Source organism: Actinosynnema sp. NPDC037264, from assembly GCF_055603705.1.
In genome coordinates this window covers 152,808-170,293 of the sequence record NZ_JBVJVK010000006.1, presented here as the reverse complement: position 1 = coordinate 170,293, position 17,486 = coordinate 152,808, and the positions used below count along the sequence as shown (strand labels likewise).

14 protein-coding genes are annotated in these 17,486 nt (G+C 71.8%); 7 read left to right on the top strand and 7 right to left on the bottom strand.

What is annotated here, in order from left to right:
- Positions 1 to 4: 4 nt before the first annotated feature.
- Positions 5 to 1,816: a maltose alpha-D-glucosyltransferase gene (gene treS / locus ACZ7GX_RS10250; protein WP_498774957.1), complete on the bottom strand. Its 1,812-nt coding sequence runs from the start codon at positions 1,814 to 1,816 to the stop codon at positions 5 to 7.
- Between the two features lie 106 nt (positions 1,817 to 1,922).
- Positions 1,923 to 3,917 carry an alpha-1,4-glucan--maltose-1-phosphate maltosyltransferase gene (locus ACZ7GX_RS10245; protein WP_498774955.1) on the bottom strand — a complete coding sequence of 665 codons (1,995 nt, stop codon included), beginning with the start codon at positions 3,915 to 3,917 and terminating at the stop codon, positions 1,923 to 1,925.
- A gap of 487 nt (positions 3,918 to 4,404) precedes the next feature.
- Between ACZ7GX_RS10245 and glgP the strand changes: the two genes are divergently transcribed.
- The 3 genes from glgP (at position 4,405) to ACZ7GX_RS10230 (ending at position 7,944) form a co-directional block, all read left to right on the top strand.
- Positions 4,405 to 6,975, top strand: coding sequence for an alpha-glucan family phosphorylase (gene glgP / locus ACZ7GX_RS10240; protein WP_498774953.1), 2,571 nt, complete (start codon positions 4,405 to 4,407; stop codon positions 6,973 to 6,975).
- Positions 6,976 to 7,109: 134 nt separating this feature from the next.
- A complete protein-coding gene (locus ACZ7GX_RS10235; RefSeq protein WP_498774951.1) occupies positions 7,110 to 7,616 on the top strand; it encodes a hypothetical protein in 507 nt (168 codons plus the stop codon).
- Between the two features lie 13 nt (positions 7,617 to 7,629).
- Positions 7,630 to 7,944, top strand: a complete 315-nt coding sequence (locus tag ACZ7GX_RS10230; protein WP_498774949.1) for a hypothetical protein — start codon at positions 7,630 to 7,632, stop codon at positions 7,942 to 7,944.
- A gap of 86 nt (positions 7,945 to 8,030) precedes the next feature.
- Here ACZ7GX_RS10230 and ACZ7GX_RS10225 read toward each other — a convergent pair whose 3' ends face one another.
- From ACZ7GX_RS10225 to glgX, 4 genes are all read right to left on the bottom strand, one after another.
- On the bottom strand, positions 8,031 to 9,155 hold the full coding sequence (locus tag ACZ7GX_RS10225; protein WP_498774947.1) for a hypothetical protein: 1,125 nt from the start codon (positions 9,153 to 9,155) through the stop codon (positions 8,031 to 8,033).
- Between the two features lie 207 nt (positions 9,156 to 9,362).
- Entirely contained in the window at positions 9,363 to 9,749 is a 387-nt protein-coding gene (locus tag ACZ7GX_RS10220; protein WP_498774945.1) for a rhodanese-like domain-containing protein, read from the bottom strand.
- Positions 9,746 to 10,324 carry a cysteine dioxygenase gene (locus tag ACZ7GX_RS10215; RefSeq protein WP_498774943.1) on the bottom strand — a complete coding sequence of 193 codons (579 nt, stop codon included), beginning with the start codon at positions 10,322 to 10,324 and terminating at the stop codon, positions 9,746 to 9,748. Before ACZ7GX_RS10215 ends, ACZ7GX_RS10220 begins: the two co-directional genes overlap by 4 nt.
- 260 nt (positions 10,325 to 10,584) lie before the next feature.
- The gene (glgX, locus tag ACZ7GX_RS10210; RefSeq protein ID WP_498774941.1) at positions 10,585 to 12,693 is read right to left on the bottom strand and encodes a glycogen debranching protein GlgX; all 2,109 of its coding nucleotides are present in this window, start codon (positions 12,691 to 12,693) and stop codon (positions 10,585 to 10,587) included.
- A 176-nt stretch (positions 12,694 to 12,869) separates the two neighbouring features.
- Here glgX and ACZ7GX_RS10205 point away from each other — a divergent pair, with 176 nt between their 5' ends.
- The 4 genes from ACZ7GX_RS10205 to ACZ7GX_RS10190 are packed head-to-tail and all read left to right on the top strand — an operon-like array spanning position 12,870 to position 16,559.
- Positions 12,870 to 13,646 (top strand): ABC transporter ATP-binding protein, encoded by a 777-nt coding sequence (locus ACZ7GX_RS10205; RefSeq protein ID WP_498775216.1) that lies wholly within the window; start codon positions 12,870 to 12,872, stop codon positions 13,644 to 13,646.
- Between the two features lie 39 nt (positions 13,647 to 13,685).
- Positions 13,686 to 14,465, top strand: a complete 780-nt coding sequence (locus ACZ7GX_RS10200; protein WP_498774939.1) for an enoyl-CoA hydratase/isomerase family protein — start codon at positions 13,686 to 13,688, stop codon at positions 14,463 to 14,465.
- On the top strand, positions 14,455 to 15,408 hold the full coding sequence (locus tag ACZ7GX_RS10195; protein ID WP_498774937.1) for a class I SAM-dependent methyltransferase: 954 nt from the start codon (positions 14,455 to 14,457) through the stop codon (positions 15,406 to 15,408). Before ACZ7GX_RS10200 ends, ACZ7GX_RS10195 begins: the two co-directional genes overlap by 11 nt.
- Positions 15,408 to 16,559: a THUMP-like domain-containing protein gene (locus tag ACZ7GX_RS10190; protein ID WP_498774935.1), complete on the top strand. Its 1,152-nt coding sequence runs from the start codon at positions 15,408 to 15,410 to the stop codon at positions 16,557 to 16,559. The genes ACZ7GX_RS10195 and ACZ7GX_RS10190 overlap by 1 nt, the downstream gene beginning before the upstream one ends.
- On the opposite strand, the gene ACZ7GX_RS10185 is transcribed toward ACZ7GX_RS10190, so the two are convergent.
- On the bottom strand, positions 16,533 to 17,480 hold the full coding sequence (locus ACZ7GX_RS10185) for a nucleoside hydrolase (RefSeq protein WP_498774933.1): 948 nt from the start codon (positions 17,478 to 17,480) through the stop codon (positions 16,533 to 16,535). The genes ACZ7GX_RS10190 and ACZ7GX_RS10185 overlap by 27 nt on opposite strands.
- Positions 17,481 to 17,486: the final 6 nt, after the last annotated feature.

The following is a 17,486-nucleotide window of genomic DNA, read 5'->3' as shown; positions in this document are numbered from 1 at the left end:
TCCATCACCTCGGCTCGCTGTCGTCGCCGGCTTCCACGAGCTGGAACCAGTAGAAGCCGTGACCGGGCAAAGTCAGCAGGTAGGGCAGGTCGCCGACGGTCGGGAAGACGACGCCGCCGGTCAGCTCGACCGGCCTGCTGCCGTGGTGCTCCGACAGGTCGAGCTCGACCGGCTGCGGGAACCGCGACAGGTTGTTCACGCACAGCACGACGTCCTCGTGGCCGTCGGGCCGCAGCCACCGCCGCCGGTAGGCCAGCACGCTGGGGTTCGACCCGCCGAGGTCGGTGAAGTCGCCCTCCGCGAACGCGTGGTGCTGCTTGCGCACCTCGATCATCCGCCGCGTCCAGTGCAGCAGCGAGGACTGGTTGTTCAGCTGCGCCTCGACGTTGAGCGCCTGGTAGCCGTACACCGGGTCCATGATCACCGGCAGGTAGATCCGGCCCGGGTCGCAGCTGGAGAACCCCGCGTTGCGGTCCGGGGTCCACTGCATCGGCGTGCGGACCGCGTCGCGGTCGCCCAGCCAGATGTTGTCGCCCATGCCGATCTCGTCACCGTAGTAGAGGACGGGCGAGCCGGGTAGGGACAGCAGCATCGCGGTGAACAGCTCCTGCTGGTTGCGGTCGTTCTCCAGCAGCGGGGCCAGCCGTCGTCTGATGCCGATGTTCGCCTTCATCCGCGGGTCCTTGGCGTACTCCGCGTACATGTAGTCGCGCTCTTCGTCGGTGACCATCTCCAGCGTCAGCTCGTCGTGGTTGCGCAGGAAGATGCCCCACTGGCAGCCGTCGGGGATCTGCGGCGTCTGCGCCAGGATCTCCGAGATCGGGAACCGCGACTCGCGCCGCACGGACATGAAGATGCGCGGCATCAACGGGAAGTGGAACGCCATGTGGCACTCGTCGCCGCCGACCTCGGGGTTGCCGAAGTACTCGACCACGTCCGACGGCCACTGGTTGGCCTCGGCCAGCAGCACCCGGCCGGGGTACTCGTCGTCGACGACCTTGCGGCAGCGCTTGAGGAAGTCGTGGGTGCGCGGCAGGTTCTCGCAGTTCGTGCCCTCCGCCTCGAACAGGTACGGCACGGCGTCGAGCCGGAACCCGTCGATGCCCAGGTCGAGCCAGAACCGCAGGGTGTCCAGCATCGCCTCCTGGACGTGCGGGTTCTCGAAGTTCAGGTCGGGCTGGTGGGAGAAGAACCGGTGCCAGTAGAACTGGCCGCGCACCGGGTCGTAGGTCCAGTTGGACGACTCGGTGTCGACGAAGATGATCCGCGCGTCCGCGTAGCGCTGGTCGTCGTCGCTCCACACGTAGTAGTCGCCGTAGGGGCCGTCGGGGTCGGTCCGCGACTGCTGGAACCACGGGTGCGCGTCGCTGGTGTGGTTGAGCACCAGGTCGGTGATCACCCGGATGCCGCGCCGGTGCGCCTCGTCCAGCAGGTACACGAAGTCCTCGACCGAGCCGAACTCCGGCAGCACCGCGCGGAAGTCGGAGATGTCGTAGCCGCCGTCGCGCAGCGGCGAGGCGTAGAACGGCGGCAGCCACAGGCAGTCGACGCCGAGCCATTCCAGGTAGTCCAGCCGGGACGCGAGGCCCCGCAGATCTCCGGTGCCGTCGCCGTTGGAGTCGCTGAACGCGCGCACCAGCACCTCGTAGAACACCGCGCCCTTGAACCAGTCGCGCTCGCGCGGCACGAGTTTGGCCGACCGGAAGTCCTCGGCCTGCGGTTCGACCAGCAGGCCGTCCGCGCCGATGGCCTCGCCGGTGTGCGGCACGTTCTCCAGGCCTACCAGCGCGGCGTCGGGTCGGGCCTCTTCCTGCATGTGTGCTCCACCTCGTCCCACCTCATTGGGGGTGCGTTCGATCGTCCCTCGTGCTCTTCGGCGGGCACGGGGACTGGGTAAAGGGGACCGGGCTGTGTTGTTCGCGCTAGCTGCTGAGCGGTGACTGCCCTGATCGGCGGAGCACGCCGACGATGTGCGCCGGGGCGCGCCAGGGTTCGAGGCGGACGTAGTTGGCCTGACCCCAGTCCCAGGTCTCCCCGGACACCTCGTCGTGCGCGATCAGCCGCTCGGGCCAGTCGACGCCGAGCGCGGGCAGGTCCAGCCAGACGGTGCCGTCCTGCGCGTTGTGCGGATCCAGGTTGACCACGACGACGACCGTGTCGCCGGTGCCGGGATCCTGCTTGGAGTAGGCGATCAACGCCGGGTTGTCGACGTGGTGGAACCGGAGTGTTCGCATCTGCCGCAGCGCCGGGTGCGCCCGGCGGATCGCGTTCAGCTTGCGCAACCACGGTTCCAGCGACCGTCCCTCGGCCACCGCCGCCGCGTAGTCGCGGGGGCGGAGCTGGTACTTCTCCGAGTTCAGGTACTCCTCGCTGCCCGGCCGGACGGCCTCGTGCTCGAACAGCTCGTAGCCCGAGTACACACCCCAGGTCGGCGCCATCGTCGCCGCCAGCGCCGCGCGCAGCGCGAACATGCCCGGGCCGCCGTGCTGCAGCGACTCGTGCAGGATGTCGGGGGTGTTGACGAACAGGTTGGGCCGCGCTTCGTCCCAGTGCTCGACCAGTTCGTTGCCGAACTCGGTCAGCTCCTCCTTGGTCGTGCGCCAGGTGAAGTAGGTGTAGCTCTGCGTGAAGCCGAGCTTTGCCAGGCCGTACAGGCGGGCCGGGCGGGTGAACGCCTCGGACAGGAACAGCACGTCGGGGTGCCGGTCCTTGACCGCCCAGATCAGCCACGCCCAGAAGTCCGGCGGCTTGGTGTGCGGGTTGTCGACCCGGAAGATGCTCACCCCGTGGTCGACCCAGTGCAGCACCACGCGCAGCACCTCGTTGTAGAGGCCCTGCGGGTCGTTGTCGAAGTTGACCGGGTAGATGTCCTGGTACTTCTTCGGCGGGTTCTCCGCGTAGGCGATCGAGCCGTCCGGCCGGGTGGTGAACCACTCGGGGTTCTTCAGCACCCACGGGTGGTCGGGGGCGCATTGCAGCGCCAGGTCCAGCGCCACCTCGAGGTTCAGCTCGCGGGCGCGAGCGACGAACGCGTCGAAGTCCTCGATCGTGCCGAGCTCCGGGTGGATCGCGTCGTGCCCGCCCTCGTCCGCGCCGATCGCCCAGGTCGAGCCGGGGTCGTCCTCGGTGGCGGTGAGCGTGTTGTTCGGGCCCTTGCGGTTCACCCGCCCGATCGGGTGGATCGGGGGCAGGTAGGCGACGTCGAAGCCCATGGCCGCGATGCGGTCCAGCTCCTTGGCGGCGGTGACGAACGTGCCGTGCACCGGGACGCCCGACTCGTCCACGCCGCCCGTGCTGCGGGGGAAGAACTCGTACCACGAGCCGAACGCCGCCCGCTCCCGGTCGACCCACACCTTCTGCGGCTTGCCCTTGGTGATCAGCTCGCGGACGGGGTGGTCGTGCATGATCCGGCGGACGTCGCCCGCCAGGGCGGGTGCGACCCGCTCGGCCAGGGGGCGGTGCTCGTCGCGCAGCGCGGTGGCCGCGTTGACCAGCAGCGGCTTGTCCTTGCGCCGGTCGGGGCGGCGGCTGACGCGGTCGAGCAGCAGCGCGCCGCTCTCCAGGTCGTTCGCCAGGTCGTCGGCGCCCTGACCGGCGGCGATCTTGACCTCGACGGCGTGCTGCCAGGTGGCCCAGGGGTCGCTCCAGGCGTCCACGCGGAACGTCCACGAGCCCGTCGCGTCCGGCACGATCGTGGCGGCCCAGCGGTCCAGGCCGACGCCGTGCGGGACCATCCGTGTCTGTCTGGCGACCCGGTCGTTCGGTCCCCGCCACACCACCGTGGCGGCCACGGCGTCGTGGCCCTCGCGCCACACCGTGGCCTCGACCGGGACGTGTTCGCCGACCACGGCCTTCGCCGGGTAGCGACCGCCGCTCACGGTCGGGGAGACATCGTCGATACCGAGTCGTCCGCTCATCGGCAGCGCCCCTCTCACCTGGTGTGACGCTTGCACGGTCAAGTCTGCCCGCAGCGGTGGGACGGCCCACCACCGGGACACCTGTACCCGCTGTTCCTACCCGTTCTGATCGGATTGCACACTTGGCGGTGGCGCCCGTCTCGCGATCCGAGCAGATTCGCAGGCGGTGATCCGCTTCGACCGGGAGCCACGCCGATCTCAATCGAGCGACTAGGGCTCACACGATCGGAGTAGCGCCGGCCGGACCACCCTGCCGTGCCACCCGCCCTGGCGATCAGCCGCACGCCGGGGTGCCCCCGGCGGCCTCCGACCGCGCCGAACGCACGCCGCGCCGCCGAACGTGTCCAGGGTGCCGCGTCAACGTTTGCGCACTGTGGGCGAAATAACTTGCAGAGCGCCGTTTGCCCTGGTGAAGCTGTATCGGTCACGGCATCGGTTCGGGTGACCGTTGTCCCGCACCGCTGGATGGGGGATAAGGTCCGACGCCATGCGAGCACTTCGCCGGTTCACCGTCCGAGCCAGCCTGCCCGAGCCGTTGACCGCCCTGGGCACCCTCGCCACGAACCTGCGCTGGACGTGGCACCAGCCCACCCAGGACCTGTTCGCTTCGGTCGACCCAGAGCTGTGGGCCGAGCACGGCGACCCGTTGCGGCTGCTGTCCGTGGTCGCGCCCGACCGCCTCGAAGCCCTCGCCCGTGACGAGCAGTTCCTCGCGCACGCCCGCGCCCTGGCCGACGACCTGCACCGCTACACCACCGGACCGCGCTGGTTCCAGCGCCGCCAGGACGAGATCGCCCAGCGCCGCGAGCACGGCAACCACGACCTGCACCCCCTGCCGACCGCGATCGCCTACTTCTCGATGGAGTTCGGCGTCACCGAGGCCCTGCCGAACTACTCCGGCGGCCTCGGCGTGCTGGCGGGCGACCACCTCAAGGCGGCCTCGGACCTGGGCGTGCCGCTGATCGCGGTCGGCCTGCTCTACCGGTCGGGCTACTTCCGCCAGGCGCTGTCCCTGGACGGCTGGCAGATCGAGCACTACCCGGTGCTCGACCCGCGAGGCCTGCCGCTGGAGCTGCTCACCGAGCCGTCCGGCGCGCCGATCCTCGTGCACGTCGCCATGCCGGGCGACCGGGTGCTGCGCGCCAAGGTGTGGAAGGCGCAGGTCGGCCGCATCCCGCTGCTCCTGCTCGACTCCGACGTCGAGGAGAACGACGACGACCTGCGCGGCGTCACCGACCGCCTCTACGGCGGCGACCAGGACCACCGCATCCGGCAGGAGATCCTGGCCGGCGTGGGCGGCGTCCGCGCCGTGCGCACGTACTGCGACCTGACCGGGCACCCGTCGCCCGAGGTCTTCCACACCAACGAGGGCCACGCGGGCTTCCTCGGCCTGGAGCGCATCCGCGAGCTGGTCACGACCGAGGGCCTGGACTTCGACCAGGCGTTGGCGGCGGTCCGCGCGGGCACGGTGTTCACCACGCACACGCCGGTGCCGGCCGGCATCGACCGGTTCCCCGTCGACCTGGTGCAGCACTACTTCGGCTCCGAGGCCCTGCTGCCGGGCGTGAACACCCAGCGCCTGCTCGCCCTCGGCGCGGAGGACAACCCCGGCCTGTTCAACATGGCGCACATGGGCCTGCGGCTCGCGCAGCGCGCCAACGGCGTCTCCCGGCTGCACGGCACCGTCAGCCGCGACATGTTCCGCGGCCTGTGGCCGGGCTTCGACGCCGCCGAGGTGCCGATCGGCTCGGTCACCAACGGCGTGCACGGCCCGACGTGGGCGGCGACCGAGATGAGCAGGCTCGTCGGCGACACGGAGGAGGCCGGCGTCGGCCTGCACGGGTTCGAACCCGTCACCGACCAGCGGCTGTGGGAGCTGCGCAACGACCTGCGCGGCAAGCTCGTCGACGAGGTCCGCCGCCGCACGCGCGCGTCGTGGTTGCAGCGCGGCGCTTCGGCGTTGGAGCTGGGCTGGACCGACTCGGTGTTCGACCCGGACGTGCTGACCGTCGGCTTCGCCCGCCGCGTGCCGACCTACAAGCGGCTGACGCTGATGCTGCGCGACGCCGAACGGCTGCGCGCGCTCCTGCTGCACCCCGAACGGCCGGTGCAGCTGGTCGTCGCGGGCAAGTCGCACCCCGCCGACGACGGCGGCAAGGCGTTGATCCAGCAGATCGTGCGGTTCGCCGACGACGCGGGCGTGCGGCACCGGATCGTGTTCCTGCCCGACTACGACATGTCCATGGCCCGGTACCTGTACTGGGGTTGCGACGTGTGGCTGAACAACCCGATGCGCCCGCTGGAGGCGTGCGGCACGTCCGGCATGAAGTCGGCGCTCAACGGCGGGCTGAACCTGTCGATCCGCGACGGCTGGTGGGACGAGCTGTACGACGGCAGCAACGGCTGGGCCATCCCGACCGCCGACGGCATCACCGACCCGACCCGGCGTGACGACCTGGAGGCCGCCGCGCTGTACGACCTGCTCGGCAACCAGGTCGCGCCGCTGTTCTACGACCGCGGCGAGGACGGGGTGCCGACGCGGTGGCTGGCGATGGTGCGGCACACGCTGGCCTCGCTCGGCCCGGCGGTGCAGGCGTCGCGGATGGTGCGCGAGTACGTGGAGAACTTGTACGCGCCCGCCGCGTCGTCGGCCGCCTCGGTCGTCGGCGAGGGTTTCCGGGGCGCGAAGGAGCTGGCCGCGTACCGGCAGCGGCTGCGGGCGTCGTGGACGCGGGTGCGGGTGCTGGAGTCGGAGATGTCGCTGAACGGGTCGGTGACGCCGAACCTCGGCTCGCCGGTCGGCGTGCGGGCGCGGATCGAGCTGGCCGGCCTCGAACCGTCCGAAGTGGACGTCCAGGTGGCGTTGGGCCGGGTCGGCGACTCCGACGAGCTGTACGACGTGGTCACGCACGGGATGGACTACGCGGGCAACGGCAACTACGAGATCGAGGTGCCGCTGCCGCACGCCGGCGCCGTCGGCTACACGGTGCGCGTGCTGCCGCGGCACGACCTGCTCGCGTCACCGGCGGAACTCGGTCGGGTCGTGCTGGCCGGCTGAGGTCGCTCGATCAGATGACCGTCGGCGTGACCGGCGGTCATCTGATTCACGCTGGTGTGCCGAGGTTTCTTCGGTCGGGTGAACTCGCGGTTTTCACCGGCAGGTGGCCGCGCGTCCGCGCTTACGCTTCCGCCGTGAGGAAATTCGCAACGATCGGCACGGTGCTCGCCGTCGTGCTCGCCGTGGCCGTCATCCCGGCCGCGTCGGCGCAGCGGCGGTCGGCGGAACCGCCCGCCGCGTGCGCGGGACTGGTGACGCAGCTCGCGGACACGCTCAAGACGGTGGTCGCACCGCTGGCCGCGAACCCGCCGGCGCCCGACAAGGCCGCCGTGCCGCTGGGCGAGGCGCTCCGCGTGCTGGTGGCGATGACGGCCGCGAAGTGCCTGCCGACACCACCGACGACCGCGCCCGCCGAGAGCCGGTTGCACGGGCCGGAGCTGTGCCTGTCGCAGGACCTGGCCATGTTCGCCGGCGCGTTCAGCGTGTTGAGCAAGATCGTGCCCGGCGCCGTGGCGCCGGATCCGGGGAAGCTGCGCGCCGAAGTGCAGACGTGGTTGAAGCTGGTGAACGAGGCCCTGAAGACCTGCGGCCTGCCCGTGCCGGAGGGCGGCATGCCGACCATGCCGGATCAACCCGCATAGATCGGAGTCGGCGATGTGCGGCGTCATCTACCTCGGCGATCGAAGGGTCGAGATCCCTTGCCTGGTGCTGGATCCGCTCTGGTGGCGGCATCCGTGGCCGCCGATCGACTTCACGCAGATCGGTCTGGGCGAGGACACCGCGGGGCCGCTTCCCGAGCCGTGGAAGGTGGAGCTGACCAAGCTCGGTGAGATGTTGGCGGCTGCCGGTCGGTTCAGGGATGACGGGCAGGCTGATCGCCTCGGTGCGGTCATCGTCGAGGTCGGTAACGCCATCGCCGAGCAGGAGCGAGCGGAAGTGCGGTTCGAGTGGGCCGCGCACGTGAGGTAGTGCTGCGCGAAGTCCGACCTGGAGCCGGACTTCCCCGCTCGCACCCGTGACCCGACCGATGCCGCCGGACGTAGCCCCGGCTCCGGTCAGGTGATGTTGAGCCGGGCCGTGGTTTCGGCGACCCGGGGCATCCAGCCGGCGAGTTGTTCGGCCTCGACCAGGCTCGCGCGGGCGGCCGCGTTGTCACCGGCGGCCATGTGGGCGCGGGCGATCGTGGCCAGGGCGTCGGCGCGGGCGAGACCGGTCTCGCTGGTGGCCTTGGCCTGGGTGGCGAGGGCCAGCGCGGTGGCGTGGTTGTGCTCGATCAGGGCGAGTTGGGCCAGCGTGGCCGTGCAGCGGTGGCGGGGGTAGCCGAACTTCATCGCGCCGTCCGCCGCGCGTTTCGCCGCGGGCACGCCGACGTCCGCGGGCAGTTGGCCGCCCTCGACCGCGTTCGCCGTGGAGCCGGCCATCGCGGCGAGCACGAACGCCATGTCGCGCGGCTCCAGGTCGGTGCGCCCGACCAGGCCGCTGACCAGGTGCAACGCCTCGCCGTAGCGGGCGCGCAGCGTCAGCACGGAGGACCGCGCGCCGATCGCGACCAGCAGCGTGGGGTGGCGCTCGACCAGTTCGTCGGCCAGCGCCTCGGCCCGGTCGAGGTCGCCGACTTCGAGCGCGTCGGTGACCTCGTTGACCAGGGGGGTCGCCTCGTACTCGGCCGCCGTGCGGCCGGACACGCGGGGCAGGGCGAACAGGAACCAGCCGGGTGAGGTGGTGCCCGCGCCGCGTCGTGGCCACAGGCCGTTGAGCAGCACGGCCGTGCCCGCGACCGCGAAACCGCGCAGGAACGGCTGGTCCGCGCCCGACCAGCCGAGCGCGCCGAGCCAGGCCACCGCCACGACCACCGCGGCCACGACGGCCGACGTGAGCCCGGTCAGCCACAGCCGGCGGCGGACCGGCGCCTTGATCGACGTGAGGCCGACCGACATCAGCAGCGGGATCGTCCGCCACACCACCCGAAGGTGGGGCTTCGTCCACGTGCGGATCTCGCCGCCGACGCCGATCTCGACCAACGGCACCCGCACGTGGAACAGCCGTGCGCCGGCCAGCAGGCCGAGTTGGAGCGCCACGTTGACCGCCCACGTCCCCACCGCGGCCCCGCCGAACGTCGCGACACCCGGCCGCCAGATCACGAGGACGACCAGGGCCAACCCGGTCAGCGCTTTCCACACGAACCTGGAGACGCTGCCGCCGGCCTCCTGGTTCCCGAACGCGGAACTCGGGTGTGCTGAAGGCAGGACCCGCGCGACCTGAAGGATCGACCCGCGGGTCCTGGAGGTTCGACACGCGCGTGTGTCGAACGCTCGGGTCGCGTGTGTCGGACGCTCCGGTCGCGCGGGTCGGACGCTCGGGTACGCCGAGTTCCGCGTTCGGGGCGGTCAGGTGACGGCTTGGGTGGCGCCCGGGCGCACGGGCAGGCCGGCGGCGGCGTAGCCGCGGAAGCCGCCGACCAGGTCCGTCGCACGCGGCAGGCCCACGCGTTGCAGGTCGCGGGCGGCCAGGCTGGAGGCGTAGCCCTCGTTGCACAGCACGACCACGGTGGTGTCGGCGGTGAAGCCGGGGATCCGGTGCTCGCCGTTCGGGTCCAGCCGCCACTCCAGCACGATGCGCTCCACCGGGATCGAGCCGGGGATCTCACCCTCCGCCGCCCGGTCGTGGTGTGGTCTGATGTCGACCACCAGCACGTCCGACAGCCCGGCCAGCTCCTCCGGCGACACGCGGCTCAACGACCGCCGCGCTTGTTCCAGCAACTCCTCGGCACTCACGGACCCTCCTGGTCGGCCAGAACGCGCAGCTGCTCCAACGGCAGCCGCAGGGCGGGCAGCGGCGGGATCTCCCGCGGTATGTCGGCGAGGCTCGCGTACTCTCGGGTCGGCACCAGCGGCGGCGAGTAGGCGTGCACGCTCGCCGCACCGATACTGCCCTGGTTCAGCACCCGGTGCGCACGCCCGGCGCCGAACCCCAACGCGCTGCCCACGGGCCGCCGCGCGCTGCGGATCGGCCCACCGGGGTAGCGGTAGTCCTCCGCCAGCTCACCGGTGAGCACGGTGAACGAGCCCGCCGCGCCACCGTGGTCGTGCGCTTCGGTGCCCTGACCGGGCAGCCAGCTCAGCAGCCACAGCTCGACGCCCCCGGTCAGCCCGAGCCGCGCCCACCAGCGCCGATCGGGGTCGTACCGGAGGACGTCCAGCAGCGGGGTGGTCAGTTCGGCGGCGACGGTGGACGTCAGCTCGCGCAGCTCGCGCGGCGTCCACAGGTCGCGTTCGGGGTGGATGATGTCGCGCAGGAACCGCACGTCCAGCTTCGGGTGCAGGTCGGCGCGCGCGATCGTCGCGGTCACGTGGGTCGCTCCTGATGGCTACGGGTCGGGCGGGGTAGCGATCAAGACGCGACGCGGCGTCAACCAGGTAGGCCGGACCGGCCGCGTCGCGTCCGGCTACACCCGCACGACGCCACCAGCAGGAGGTCGATCGTGCGGTCGCACCAGGTCAGCAACGGGCGGGCCACGCCGGCATCGTGCCACGGATCGGCGCACCGCGCGCACGGCTCTCACCAGGCAGGATCGTGTCGGTGGCGGAGGCAGTCGGTCACCGACACAACTCAGTTCGGCACCCTCAGCAGCAACAGCGAGCGGCCCTCCAGCACGACGGTCGCGCCGGCCGCCAGGCTCTCCCCGGCCGCGGGCGAGCCGTCGGGGGTGGTGGAGTCGATCGTCGGCTCGTAGCGCCCGCCGTACTCGGGTCCCGGCAGCGTGACCTCGACCGGGTCCGCGCCCGCGTGCAGGAGCAGCAGCCACGAGTCGTCCGACACCAGTTCGCCGTCACGCGAGCGGGACAGGCTGTTCGACCCGTCGATCCACATGCCGAGGAACCGGCGGCCCTCGTCGAACCAGTCGGTCTCGGCCATCTCCTCGCCGTCCGGCCGGAACCACACCAGGTCGGGCGCGCCGGACGACGTGGTCCGGCCGTCGAAGAACTGCGGCTGCCGCAACGCGGGCGACGCGCGCCGCACCGCGATCACGCGCCGGGCGAACGCCAGCATCGCCTCGCCCTCGCCGCCGAGCTTCCAGTCCACCCACGACGTCTCGTCGTCCAGGCAGTACGCGTTGTTGTTGCCGCCCTGCGTGCGCCACTGCTCGTCACCGGCGGTCAGCATCGGCGTGCCGGTGGACAGCATCAGCGTGGCGAGCAGGTTGCGCGCCTGCCGGGCCCGCAGCGCCAGCACCTCCGCGTCGTCCGTCTCGCCCTCGACGCCGCAGTTCCACGACCGGTTGTCGTTGGTGCCGTCGCGGTTGTCCTCGCCGTTGGCCAGGTTGTGCTTCTCGTTGTAGGACACGAGGTCGCGCAGCGTGAACCCGTCGTGCGCGGTGATGAAGTTGACCGACTGCCACGGCCGCCGCAGGTCGTCGGCGTACAGGTCGGACGAGCCCGACAACCGGTACGCCAGGTCGCGCACGCTGGTCATGCCGCGCCAGAAGTCGCGCACCGTGTCGCGGTACCGGCCGTTCCACTCGGCCCACTGCACGCCGAAGTCGCCGACCCGGTAGCCGTCGCCGGTGGCGTCCCACGGCTCGGCGATCAGCTTGCACCGCGACAGCACGGGGTCCTGCGTGATCGCGGTGAGCATCGCCGACGCCCGGTCGAACCGGCCGCCGCCGGGCCTGCCCAGCGTGGACGCGAGGTCGAACCGGAACCCGTCCACGCCCAGCTCGGTGGCCCAGTACCGCAGCGAGTCCGTCACCAGCCGCACGAACTGCGGCGACCCGGCCTCGGTGGTGTTGCCGCAGCCGGTGATGTCGAGCGTGCCGCCGCCGTCGATGTGCAGGTAGTAGCCGGGCGCGTCGAATCCCCGGTAGGACAGCGTCGGACCCTCCGGACCGCCCTCGCACGTGTGGTTGAACACCACGTCGATGATCACTTCGATCTCCGCGTTGTGCAGCGCGGCGACCATCGTGCGGAACTCCTCCACCTCGCGGCCCGGCTCGCTGGCGTAGGCGGGGTGCGGCGCGAAGTAGCTCAGCGGCGAGTAGCCCCAGTAGTTGTGCCTGCCGTCGCGGATCAACGACGGCTCGTCGACGAACGCGTGCACCGGCAGCAGCTCGACCGACGTCACGCCGAGCCGGGTCAGGTGCTCCAGCACGGCCGGGTGCGCCAGCCCCAGGTACGTGCCGCGCTGGTGCTCGGGCACGGCCGGGTGCCGCTTGGTGAACCCCCGCACGTGCAGCTCGTAGACCACCGCCTCCTCGAACGGCACCTCGGGCTTCACGCCGGTGTCCGGCCCGCCGGGCGAGGTGACCACGGACAGCGGCACGCTGCCGAGCGAGTCGACCGGTGACGGTCCGCCGAGCATCGGGTCGTCCACGTAGCCCAGCGCCGCGTCGAGGTCGGACAACGTCCCCGTGATCCGCGTCGCATACGGGTCGACCAACAGCTTCGCCGGGTTGCACCGCAGGCCGCGTGACGGGTCGTACGGCCCGTGCACGCGGTAGCCGTAGCGCTGACCGGGCGTGACTCCGGAGATCAGCCCGTGCCAGACACCGAACGTGCGCTCGGTCAGCTCGACCCGCTCCTCGGTGCCGTCTTCGCTGATCAGGCACACTTCCACGGCGTGCGCGGGCGGTGCCGAGACCGCGAAGCGCACACCTCCGGCCTCGGGGTGCGCCCCGAGGGGGAACGGTCGGCCCGCGAGCAGGATCGAGTCGGCAGCCATGCGCCCGATCTTTCCAGCACACACGCTCGGTGTGGGCATGAGCGCGCTCAGGTTCACCGAGCCCGCCCATACCTCCCCCCACCGGACCACCGGCGGAACGGGGTGCAGAACAATGGCGGCGGCGGCGCATCGACGGGGCGAGGGCAGGCGTGGAAAACGAAGATCTGGTCATCCACATGCAGGGTGTTTCGGTTCGACGTGGCAAGACCACGCTGGTCGGGGACGTCGACTGGAGCGTGGAGCTCGACGAGCGCTGGGTCGTGCTCGGCCCGAACGGGGCCGGCAAGACGACGCTGCTCCGGCTGGCCGGCGCGGAGCTGCACCCGACCAAGGGCAAGGTGCACCTGCTCGGCGAGCGGATCGGCCGGACCGACATGGCCGAGCTGCGGCCCCGGATCGGGCTGTCCTCCTCGGCGTTGAACGGGCGCATCCCGGCCGACGAGAAGGTGGTCGACCTGGTGGTCAGCGCCGGGTACGCGGTGCTGGGGCGCTGGCGCGAGGAGTACGACCGGCTCGACACCGGCCGCGCCAGGCAGCTGCTGGCCACGATGGGCATCGAGCACCTGGCCGACCGCACCTACGGCACGCTGTCCGAGGGCGAGCGCAAGCGCACGCTGATCTCGCGGGCGTTGATGACCGACCCGGAGATGCTGCTGCTCGACGAGCCCGCGGCGGGCCTGGACCTGGGCGGCCGCGAGGACCTGGTCGCCCGGCTGTCCGAGCTGGCGATGGACCCGGACGCGCCGGCGACGGTGCTGGTCACGCACCACGTGGAGGAGATCCCGCCCGGCTTCACGCACGCGCTGCTGCTGCGTGACGGCGGCATCGTGGCGCAGGGCCTGCTGGCCGACGTGCTGACCGAGGAGAACCTCTCGAAGACGTTCGACCAGCCGCTGGAGCTCCAACGGTCGGGTGACAGGTACTTCGCCCGCCGGAAAACTACCGAGGGGTAACCTGCGAGGCGCACCGACGTCAGGGTCGAGGAGGACCGCGTGGCTGAGTTCGTGAGGCTCGAAGTCGAGGACGGGATCGGCACCATCCGGCTGGACCGCCCGCCGATGAACGCGCTCAACCGGCAGGTCCAGGAGGAGATCCGGTCCGCCGCGCTGGAGGCCGCCGACCGGGCCGACGTCTACTCGGTGATCGTCTACGGCGGGCCGAAGGTGTTCGCGGCGGGCGCGGACATCAAGGAGATGGCCGAGCTGTCCTACGCCGAGATGGCGGCCCGCGCGGGCGCGTTCACCTCGGCGCTGCGTGCGGTGGAGGAGATCCCCAAGCCGACCGTGGCCGCCATCACCGGGTACGCCCTGGGCGGCGGGTTCGAGCTGGCGCTGTGCGCGGACCGGCGGATCGCGGGCGACAACGCCAAGGTCGGCCAGCCGGAGATCCTGCTCGGCGTCATCCCCGGCATGGGCGGCACGCAGCGCCTGCCGCGGCTGATCGGGCCGTCGCGCGCCAAGGACCTGATCTACACCGGCCGGTTCGTGGGCGCCGAGGAGGCGTTGCGCATCGGCATGGTGGACGAGGTCGTGGCGCCCGACGACGTCTACGGGGCGGCGAAGCGGTGGGCCGACCAGTTCGTGAACGGCCCGGTGCGCGCCTACGCCGCCGCGAAGGCCGCGATCGACGGCGGGTTGGACACCGACCTCGGCAGCGGGCTGAAGCTGGAGAGCCAGCTGTTCGCGGCGATGTTCGCCACCGAGGACCAGAAGACCGGCATGGCGTCGTTCATCGAGAACGGCCCGGGGAAGGCGAAGTTCAGTGGCCGTTGATCCCAAGCCCAACCCGCACGCCACCGCCGAGGAGATCGAGGCGGCGTACAAAGACCCCAAGCTCGCGAACGTGCTCTACCACGACTGGGAAGCGGGCACGTACGACGAGAAGTGGTCGATCTCCTACGACGAGCGCTGCATCACCTACGCCACGGACCGGTTCCGCGCGGTCGCGGGTGACACCGGGCCGTACGAGCACGCGTTGGAGCTGGGCTGCGGCACGGGGTTCTTCCTGCTCAACCTGATGCAGGGCGGCGTGATCAAGCGCGGCTCGGTGACCGACCTGTCGCCGGGCATGGTCGAGGTGGCGCTGCGCAACGCCGGGCAGCTGGGGCTGCCGGTCGACGGCCGGGTGGCCGACGCCGAGCGCATCCCGTACGACGACGACACGTTCGACCTGGTGGTGGGGCACGCCGTGCTGCACCACATCCCGGACGTGCCCGCCGCGATGCGCGAGGTGCTGCGGGTGCTCAAGCCGGGCGGCAAGTTCGTGTTCGCGGGCGACCCGACGAACGTGGGCAACCTCTACGCCCGCAACCTCGGCCGGCTGACCTGGTGGCTGACCACCAACGTGACCAAGCTGGCCCCGCTCAACGACTGGCGCCGGCCGCAGGAGGAGCTGGACGAGTCCTCGCGGGCCGCGGCGCTGGAGGCCGTGGTCGACCTGCACACGTTCGACCCGTCGGACCTGGAGCGGACCGCGCGCGGCGCCGGCGCGGTCGGCGTGCGCGCGGTGACCGAGGAGCTGTCGGCGGCGTTGTTCGGCTGGCCGGTGCGCACGTTCGAGGCCGCCGTGCCGCGCGAGAAGCTGGGCTTCGGGTGGGCGATGTTCGCCTACAAGACCTGGCAGCGGCTGTCCTGGGTGGACGAGAACGTGCTGGCCAAGGTGCTGCCGCGCGAGCTGTTCTACAACGTCTCCGTGACGGGTCGCAAGCCGGTCTAGTGGCCTACGCCTTCAGCCTCGACGACGTGGCGTACCTGCGTTCGGACGCCGGGCGCGCCGCGTTGTCGGCGCTGGCCGACCTGCCGCTGACGCCCGCGTCGCGGCTGGCGGACGTGAACCGGGCCAGGCAGGTCTCGCCGACGCACTTCGCGGCGGTGCTGGAGACGGTGCTGTTGCGGCGCAAGGCGGTCGCGAAGGTCGGTTTCGCCGACGGGCTGTTCACCTCCGACGCGTTGCAGCAGGCCACCGCCCACCCGGTGGCGGTGCACCGGGCACGTCGCTTCCGCGGTCGGGCGCACGACGTGACCTGCTCGATCGGGGCGGACCTGGCGGCGTTGCCCGAGGGTTCCATCGGGTCGGACCTGGACCCGGTGCGGCTGGCCATGGCGCGGCACAACCTGGGTGACGCGGTGCCGTTGGTGCGTGCGGACGCGTTGCGACCGGTGTCGCGCGGCACGGCGGTGCTCGCCGACCCGGCGCGGCGGGACGCGAGCGGGCGGCGCACGTGGCGGCCCTCGGACTTCGCGCCGCCGCTGGACGAGCTGGCGGAGGCCTACGCGGACCGCGACCTGGCGGTGAAGTGCGCGCCGGGCGTCGACTTCGCGGTCGCGCCGTGGGCGGACGAGGTCGAGCTGGTGTCGTTGGACGGGCAGGTGCGCGAGGCGTGCCTGTGGACGCGCGGCCTGGCCACGCCCGGCGTGTCGCGGCGGGCGACCGTGCTGCGGTCGGACGGTCCGGAGTGGACGGTCACGTCCGCCGACCCCGACGACTGCGGTGTGCGCGAGCCGGACGAGTGGCTGGTCGACCCGGACGGCGCGGTGGTGCGGGCCGGGCTGGTGCGGCACTACGCGGCCCGGCACGGGTTGGCGCAGCTGGACGAGCGGATCGCCTACCTGACCGGACCCACGCCGCCGCCGGGCGTGCGCGCGTTCCGGGTGGTGGAGCACGGGCACTACAGCGAGAAGGCGTTGCGGTCCGTGCTGCGGGCGCACGACGTGGGCCGGCTGGAGATCCTGGTGCGCGGGCTGGACGTGGACCCGAACGCGCTGCGGCCGAGGCTGAAGCTGTCCGGGTCGGCGGAGGCGACCGTGGCGCTGACGCGCATCGGCCGCCGTCCCGTCTACCTACTCGCGCACGCCGAGCGCACCTAGCCGCTCGAAGAGGAACGCGCGCAGGCCGTCGAGGTCGGCGTCCAGCGTGATGTCGAGCGTCTTGGGGGCCTCCACCTCCAGTCGCCGGTCCACCACGAGCGCGCCCCGGTTCGGGCCGTAGGAGCAGTCGACGTCCACCGGGAACGGCGTGCCGCTCAGGATGCCGGGCCGCACCGCCTCGGCCACCGCGACCGCGTCGTGCACCGCCATGCCGTCCCAGCCGAGGAAACGCCGGTAGGTCTCCAGGTAGGAGGGCGTGAGGCCGACCAGCGTGGCGGCGACCCGCGACGTCTTCGCCAGCGCGTCCAGCCACTCGGCGCTGACCGCGCAGCGGCGGGTCAGGTCCATCGGCACCAGCGTCGTGGGCACGTCCTCCTCGACCAGCACGCGGCGGGCGGCCTCGGGGTCGCTCCAGACGTTGAACTCGGCCGTGGCGGTGACGTTGCCGCCGCTCACCCCGCCGCCCATGACGACGAGCCTGCCGATCTTCGGCTTGAGGCCGGGGTGGGCGGCCAGCAGCAGCGCGATGTTGGTGAGCGGGCCGATGGGGACGATCGTGACGGGTCGGTCGGCCTGGTCGAGCAGGTCGCGCAGGAGCGTGACGGCGTCGCGCCCGTCGGGGCCTCGGGTGGCTTCCGGCAGCGTGTCGGCGTACCCGGAGAGTCCGTCCTTGCCGTGGGCGCTGGACAGGTGCGGGTGGGGGTGGACCAGCGGCCGAGACGCGCCGACGCCCACCGGCACGTCGTCGCGGCCCAGGAGCGCCAGCAGCCGCAGGGCGTTGCGCGTGGTGTTCTCCAGCGACACGTTGCCGAAGACGGTGGTCACCCCGATCAGGTCGACCTCGGGGCTGGCGGCGGCGAGGGCGAGGGCGAACGCGTCGTCCACGCCGGGGTCGGTGTCGATGATGAGGGGTGTCGTCACGGCACC

What these genes read in the sequence shown, in the direction of transcription:
- treS (WP_498774957.1), bottom strand. Translation starts at nt 1,816, where the DNA reads ATGCAGGAAGAGGCCCGACCCGACGCCGCGCTGGTAGGCCTGGAGAAC.
- ACZ7GX_RS10245 (WP_498774955.1), bottom strand. Translation starts at nt 3,917, where the DNA reads ATGAGCGGACGACTCGGTATCGACGATGTCTCCCCGACCGTGAGCGGC.
- glgP (WP_498774953.1), top strand. Translation starts at nt 4,405, where the DNA reads ATGCGAGCACTTCGCCGGTTCACCGTCCGAGCCAGCCTGCCCGAGCCG.
- ACZ7GX_RS10230 (WP_498774949.1), top strand. Translation starts at nt 7,630, where the DNA reads ATGTGCGGCGTCATCTACCTCGGCGATCGAAGGGTCGAGATCCCTTGC.
- glgX (WP_498774941.1), bottom strand. Translation starts at nt 12,693, where the DNA reads ATGGCTGCCGACTCGATCCTGCTCGCGGGCCGACCGTTCCCCCTCGGG.
- ACZ7GX_RS10205 (WP_498775216.1), top strand. Translation starts at nt 12,870, where the DNA reads ATGCAGGGTGTTTCGGTTCGACGTGGCAAGACCACGCTGGTCGGGGAC.